This window comes from Kitasatospora sp. MY 5-36, from assembly GCF_001182915.1.
Taxonomy (GTDB): Bacteria; Actinomycetota; Actinomycetes; order Streptomycetales; family Streptomycetaceae; genus Kitasatospora.
Genome location: NZ_LFVW01000734.1, coordinates 1 through 5,157 on the forward strand (window position 1 = coordinate 1; position 5,157 = coordinate 5,157).

3 protein-coding genes and 1 pseudogene are annotated in these 5,157 nt (G+C 73.5%); all 4 read left to right on the forward strand.

All coding sequences use genetic code 11. The features are described from left to right. A partial coding sequence (gene car, locus AE652_RS34775; protein WP_049658962.1) for a carboxylic acid reductase occupies positions 1-2,889 on the forward strand: 2,889 nt, incomplete at its 5' end. Positions 2,890-2,901: 12 nt separating this feature from the next. Next, positions 2,902-3,249 carry a nuclear transport factor 2 family protein gene (locus AE652_RS34780; protein ID WP_049658964.1) on the forward strand — a complete coding sequence of 116 codons (348 nt, stop codon included), beginning with the start codon at positions 2,902-2,904 and terminating at the stop codon, positions 3,247-3,249. A gap of 105 nt (positions 3,250-3,354) precedes the next feature. Beyond that, positions 3,355-4,398: a glycosyltransferase gene (locus AE652_RS34785; RefSeq protein WP_049658965.1), complete on the forward strand. Its 1,044-nt coding sequence runs from the start codon at positions 3,355-3,357 to the stop codon at positions 4,396-4,398. A gap of 123 nt (positions 4,399-4,521) precedes the next feature. Continuing rightward, a pseudogene (locus tag AE652_RS34790) lies at positions 4,522-5,157 on the forward strand (cytochrome bc complex cytochrome b subunit); the annotation flags it as partial.

Consider the following 5,157-nt stretch of genomic DNA (forward strand, 5'->3'; position numbering starts at 1 on the left):
CGGCTGGCCGAGGCCGGCGGCACCGCCGTGCTCGACACGCTCAGCGCCGCGGTCGGGCGCGGCGCCCTGCTGCCCGACCCCCCGCTGCACGTCCCCGCCCCGGGCGAGGACCCGCTGGCCCTGCTCCTCTACACCTCCGGCAGCACCGGCGCCCCGAAGGGGGCGATGTACCCGCAGCGCCTCGCCCGCAACGCGTGGTGGGGATTCGTCTACGGGCCCGCCGACGTGCCGTCCGTCGTCGTCCACTACATGCCGCAGAGCCACCAGGCGGGCCGGATGTCGGTGCTGGGCACGCTCGCCCGGGGCGGCCTGGGCTGCTTCACCGCCAGGAGCGACCTGTCCTCCCTGTTCGAGGACATCGCGCTGGTCCGGCCCACCGAGCTGACCATGGTCCCCCGGATCTGCGACATGCTCTTCCAGCGGTACCGCGGCGAACTCGACCGGCGGGCCGGCGAGCCCGGCGACGTCGACGCGGCCGTCAAGGCCCACCTGCGGGAGACCGTCCTGGGCGGGCGGGTGGCGAAGGCCTTCTGCGGGACGGCGCCGCTGTCCGCCGAGGTCGCGGAGTTCGTCGAGTCCTGCCTGGGACTGCACCTGTACACCGGCTACGGCTCGACCGAGGCCGGCGGGGTACTGCTGGACACCGTGGTGCAGCGCCCGCCCGTCCTCGACTACAAGCTGGTCGACGTCCCGGAGCTGGGCTGCTTCCGCACCGACCGGCCGCACCCGCGCGGCGAGCTGCTGCTCAGGACGAGCGCCGCCATCCCCGGGTACTACCGCCGGCCCGAGCTCACCGCCGCCGTCTTCGACGAGGACGGCTACTACCGCACCGGCGACATCATGGCCGAGGTCGGGCCGGACCGGCTGGTCTACGTCGGCCGCACCAAGGACGTGCTCAAGCTGTCCCAGGGCGAGTTCGTCACCGTCTCCCGGCTGGAGGGCGTCTTCCTCGGCAGCCCGCTGGTCCGGCAGGTCTTCGTGTACGGCAACAGCGAACGCTCCCACCTGCTCGCCGTGGTGGTGCCCACCCCGGAGGCGATCGCCCGCGCCGACGGCGACCCGGCCGCGCTCAAGCTGCTGATCGACCGGGAACTGCGGCGCACCGCCCGGGAGAACGGGCTCAACCCGTACGAGGTGCCCCGGGACTTCCTGGTCGAGACCGAGCCCTTCAGCCCGGCCAACGGCCTGCTCTCCGACAGCCACAAGCTGCTGCGCCCCCGGCTCCGTGAACGCTACGGCGCGGCCCTGGAGCGCCGCTACGCCGAACTCGCCGACGAACAGGGCCGGCAGCTGCGGGAACTGCGCCGGACCGGTGCCGACCGGCCGGTCCAGGAGACCGTGAACCGGGCCGTGCGCGCCGTCCTGGGCCGGGCCGACGCCGGCGCGGACACCGGCGCGCGGTTCACCGAGCTCGGCGGCGACTCGCTCTCCGCGCTGTCCTTCACCACCCTCCTGAAGGAGGTCCTGGACGTCGAGGTGCCGGTCGGCGTCGTCCTCGGCCCGGCCACCGACCTGGCCGGGGTGGCGGCGTACGTCGAGGCCCGGCGCACCGCCCCGGGGAGCAGGCCCACGGCCGCCTCCGTGCACGGCGGCGACGCGACCGAGGTCCGGGCCCGCGACCTCACCCCGGACCGGTTCATCGACGCCCCGACCCTGGCCGCCGCGCCGGGCCTGCCCGGCCCCGCGGAGTCCCCCCGGACCGTCCTGCTGACCGGCGCCAACGGGTTCCTCGGCCGCTTCCTCTGCCTGGAGTGGCTCCGCCGGCTGGCCCCGTCCGGCGGCCGGCTGGTCTGCCTCGTCCGCGGCCGCACGCCCGCCGACGCGGCCGAACGGCTCGCCCGGGCCTTCGGCGCCGGGGGCGAGGCGGCCCGGCTGTACCGGGAGCTGGCCGCCGGCACGCTGACGGTCCTCGCCGGGGACCTCGCCGAACCGCGCCTGGGCCTGGACCGGGCGGTGTGGAACGGGCTGGCCGAGTCGGTGGACCTGGTCGTCCACCCGGCCGCACTGGTCAACCACCTGCTGCCCTACGCCGAGCTGTTCGGCCCCAACGTCGCGGGCACCGCCGAACTGGTCCGGCTGGCGCTCACCGAACGGCTCAAGCCCGTCACCTACCTGTCCACCGTGGCCGTGCGCGGCGGAGCCGGGCCGTCCGCGCTCGACGAGGACGCCGACGTCCGGGAGGCGATCCCGCACCGTCGCCTCGGCCGCGGGTACGCCGACGGGTACGCCGCGGGCAAGTGGGCGGGCGAGGTGCTGCTGCGGGAGGCCCACGAACGGTACGGCCTGCCGGTCACCACGTTCCGGTCGGGCATGATCCTCGCGCACAGCAGCTACCCGGGACAGCTGAACGTGCCCGACGTGTTCACCCGGCTGGTCCTCAGCCTGGTGGCCACCGGGATCGCGCCGCGGTCGTTCCACCGCGGCGGCACGCCCGCGCGGTACGACGGCCTCCCGGTCGACTTCCTCGCCGAGGCGGTCACCGCGCTGGGCACCCCGGGCCCGGACGGCTACCGCACCTACAACGCCTGGAACCCGCACGACGACGGCGCCTCACTGGACACCCTCGTGGACTGGCTGGTCGAGGACGGCCACCCGATCCGGCGCGTCGACGACTACGACGACTGGTTCGCCCGCTTCACGACCGCGGTCCGGGCCCTGCCGGAACGGCAGCGCACCCACTCGGTGCTGCCCCTGCTGCACGCCTTCGAGCAGCCGGGCGAGGACCGGCCCGCCCCGGCCCCGCGGTTCCGGGAGGCCGTCCGGGCGGCCGGGATCGGGCCCGACCGGGACGTGCCGCGGCTGTCCCCCGCCCTCGTCGCCAAGTACGTCACCGACCTGCGCGGCCTCGGCCTGCTCGACCGGCACCCCTCCCCTTCCCGCCCGCACTGAACGGAGAAGCCCATGGACCAGGACCTCGACGCGACGGTGGACGCCGGACTGCGGCTGCTGGAGGCACGCGACCTCGCCGGCTTCCGGGCCCTGTGCACCCCCGGCGCCACGGTGTGGCAGAACGACGGCGACGGCACCCGGCCGATCGACGCCCGGCTGGAGCGGATCGCCGCGTTCTTCGCCACCGTCGACTCCCTGCGGTACGAGGTCGTGCGCCGCTTCCACAAGCCCGACGAGGTGCTCCAGCAGCACGTCCTGGTGCTGGAGGCGCCGGACGGCACCCGCAGCCGGGTCCACGCCACCACCTACTTCCGCTTCGAGGACGGGCTGATCGCCGAGATCGAGGAGCACCTGCAGTAGTCCCGGATCCCTGGTTCCCTGGTTCCGGGGGGTCCGGGGGTCCGTGGGTCCCTGGATCCGTGAAGCCCTGTTCCGCTCAAGTCGCTGGTTCGTCAGGGAGGTTCGGTGACCGGCCGAGTCGTCTACGCGTCGTTCGAGTTCCAGTTCCCGCTGGGCGGCATCCGCGTCCTGAACCAACAGGTCGCGCTGCTGCGGGCCGCCGGCGTCGAGGCGTACCGCTGGACGCCCACACCGGGCTTCCGCTACACGTGGTTCGACGACGACGTGCCGACGCTGTCCGGGATGACCCTGGACCTCGGCCCCGAGGACGTCCTCGTGCTGCCCGAGGTCAGCGTGCTCCCGGGCCGCGACCCGGCTCCCGGCGGCCGCAAGGTCGTCTACTCGCAGGGGCACTACGTCCACTTCCTGACCTGCCCCGCCCCCGGCCCGTACCCGGGCTGGTCGGCCCGGCCGGCCCTGTGGACGGTCTCGAAGGCGGGCGCCGACATGCTCCGCCGCGCCCTGCCCGGGTTCGAACCGCACCTGGTGCCGAACACCGTCGACACCGGGCTGTTCCGGCCGGCGTCGACCGGGCGGGTCCGGCGCATCGCGTGGATGTCCCGCAAGCGCCCGGTCGAGAGCACGCTGCTCCACCGTCTGCTCCACGCCGACCCGCGGTCCAGGGGCGTCGAGCTGTACGACATCCACGCGGTCCCGCACGAGGAGGTCGCCCGCGTGCTGTCGGACACCTCGGTGTTCATCGCGCTGGGAGCGCCCGAGGGCGAGGGCTTCGGCCTGCCGCCGGCCGAGGCGATGGCCAGCGGCTGCCTGGTGACCGGTTACGCCGGCGGCGGCGGAGCGGAACTGTTCGACTCGCCGTCCGCGTGGCGGATCCCGGAACTCGAAACGGACCGGCTGGCGGACCGGGCCCTGGAACTGCTCGACCTGCCCGGCCAGGACGAGGTGCGGCGGGCGGGCCGCCGCTGGATCTCCGAGCGGTACACCACCGAGGCCGCGGTGGAGGCACTGCTCGACGGCATCCGCAAGGCGCGCGCCCTGCCCGGCGGCGCGGCTCCGGCCACCCATCCGACCGCCTGGATGGAGGAGTTGCTGAGGCGCTTCCCGATCCCGCCGGAGGCGTACGCCCGGGTGGAACCACCGACCGCCTAGGACCCGCCGCCCTTCGGCGCACCGACCACCCCGAATGGAAATGGGGATTACCCCCCGGTTATCGTGGGCACCAGTGCGAACCGGGGACTCCTCCCCGCTTCCTTCGGACCGAGGTGCGTGCACATGACCCGGAATCAGAGCCCTGGGCGGGGGCAGCGGGCCGCCGACTGGGCGGACGGCCGGCTGGGGATCTACTCCCTGGCCAGGGCGAACCTGCGGAAGATCTTCCCGGACCACTGGTCCTTCATGCTAGGTCCTTCATGCTGGGCGAGATCTGCCTCTACACCTTCGTCATCATCATCCTGACCGGCGTCTGGCTGACGCTGTTCTTCAAGCCCAGCATGGGCGAGGTGGTCTACGCCGGCTCGTACGTGCCGCTCAAGGGCGTCCCGATGTCGGAGGCCTACGCCTCCACCGTGGACATCAGCTTCGAGGTGCGCGGCGGCCTGCTGATCCGGCAGATCCACCACTGGGCGGCGATCGTCTTCGTCGCCGCCATGTTCGTCCACATGATGCGGGTGTTCTTCACCGGCGCCTTCCGCAAGCCCCGCGAGATCAACTGGGTGTTCGGCTTCCTGCTGCTCTTCCTCGGCATGCTGGACGGCTTCTTCGGCTACTCCCTGCCCGACGACCTGCTCTCCGGCACCGGCATCCGGTTCATCGAGGGCTCGATCCTCGCCGTGCCGCTGGTCGGCACGTACATCCAGATGTTCCTGTTCGGCGGGGAGTTCCCCGGCCACGACATCGTGCCGCGGTTCT